1 protein-coding gene is annotated in these 2,065 nt (G+C 38.6%); it reads right to left on the minus strand.

Annotated features, from left to right (window positions below):
- Positions 1 to 363: 363 nt before the first annotated feature.
- The gene (locus tag TR08_RS19505; RefSeq protein ID WP_045521091.1) at positions 364 to 1,416 is read right to left on the minus strand and encodes a M14 family zinc carboxypeptidase; all 1,053 of its coding nucleotides are present in this window, start codon (positions 1,414 to 1,416) and stop codon (positions 364 to 366) included.
- Positions 1,417 to 2,065: the final 649 nt, after the last annotated feature.

Genomic DNA, 2,065 nt, shown 5'->3' on the forward strand with positions numbered 1-2,065 from the left:
CTTAGGGGGGACGGTGACTGAGAGGTCGCCCTCCTACCCGACAAAAGGGAGCGATAACTTCAAACCCTTACCTATCTGTATGAAGAAGGAATACAAATTTTATTGTGGAATTATTGTCCTTAGAAGCGGATTTTCAGGAGCCATAGCTTTACACGGAACAGTCACATGCATCAATTGCACTGCCGTCATTTGATAATTTTTTTCCCTTAGATGTGAGTGGAGAAATGAACTGAACATTGATGCCTGACCCTTTGCGTTAAATCTTTAACACGCTGGGTGTCAGGCACCGTGGACAAGTTAGAAAACGAAGAAAAATATTACTTTTTCCTAATGAACATTGACTATCATCGCTGATATAAGGAGTTATTCTGTTTCTTCTCCAGAAGGCCGAGTGGTTTGGGTTGGAAGGGTATTCCAAAAACTTGTATCCACATTTTCAATTGAACCATTAGCGATGGCTCTAGTTGCTGCATCAAGGGTGGTTATCGTTTGCTTAATCAAATAACCATTGCTTTTTTGTCCAAGCGCGTAAGACTCATAGTTGTGATCAGACATGCCGCGCATTTCAAAAAGAAGTGTTGAAATATCATATTGAACTGCGGCACCATTACGGCCAATTGTTTCCTCTGAACCGCCATTGTATTTTCCAATATTCCCCCATCCCTTAGAGTTAATAGCATTGAACACGACAGCTCCTAATTTTTTTGAACGTTCTAGGACTTCCGGCTTTATATTCCGGTTTGTCGGATATAGGATGGACCCTGATACATATTTCCCGTCTATTTCACTTTGAGTTCCTTGATGATGTAGATCAATCATATAATTTATTTTGTACTTTTTTAACACATTATTGTGCAATGCTTGAGTTTCTGGATGTATTTTGGCAACATGGTCACGGTTTAAATCTGCGCCAACAGCATTATAGCGAGTCAAATGCCTTCCGCCGTCAGCGACATAGTCATCAAGGGAAAAGTTGACATCACCCATTGCTCCGTCAGCATTTAACATTGGTACGATAAGGATGTTTACATGATCAAGAACACCTTTCATTTTGTTCGTGCCTAAGTGTTTTATAAATTCTAGAGCGCCTTCCGTCGTCAGTTGTTCATTACCGTGTTGTTGGGTTAAAAAGAGGATGGTAGGATTGCTAGGGTTAGAAATATATTTCGCGAGGTAAATATCACGGCCTTTTACAGTTTGACCAATCACTTCTAGTTCCATATCATTTTGTTTTGCATCTTGGGTTTTAAGAAATTCAACTAGTTCATTGTATGTATGTAGGATAGAAGTCTGAATCGACTCATTTCCGCCATAATTAGGCCCTTCACCGACTGCCCCAACAGAATTAGGAGCGCTTACAAATCCTCCGACTACCATTAAACCAGATAAAGATAACGCAATGACTTTCTTTTTCATTTTATAACCTCCATTTAATATAATTGTAATAATATTCGAAAAATTCACCACAAGGAGAATATTACAATTAAAATGGGGGCATGTACATAGTGATTAATTACTGAATTTGTTATCCCCCAATTTTCCTATTTAGGTAGATTTTGGGAATAAAAATATCCGAATTGCTCTTCAGCTTTCACAAAATTAAACAGTTATTAATGGCCAAAAACAAACAGGCAGAATTAGAGGAAAGGGTCCTAGAAGGCCGGAATTAAAAATTGATAATCAATTTCGACTTCCCCAGAGGATTGGTCACTACAAGGGGACGATGGATTTGATGTATTTACATTGCCTGGAGGGGAAGTCTGTAATTAAGCTAACGGGTGCTTTACTTTAACAGATGCTGGTTTTGGTGGTAGTAAACCATATGTACAAGGTGATAAAGCCGAGTGAACAAGTGCTGATAAAGTAAAAAAAGTTTCCCCAAAAATAGGGCTTAACCTATTGGGAATTCACATGAACGGATGCATATGATAGTGTAGCCGAAGCGCCATAGCCGCTTAACCTCCATTGCACATACACCTTTATAGGAATTCTCAAATACAAAAAAGCCCTACAAGGGCTTTTTTGTATTTTTAAGAAAAGTGTAATTGGTTTTTACTTAGAAACA

Source organism: Neobacillus niacini (assembly GCF_000759675.1).
GTDB classification, from domain to species: Bacteria; Bacillota; Bacilli; order Bacillales; family Cytobacillaceae; genus Neobacillus; species Neobacillus niacini_A.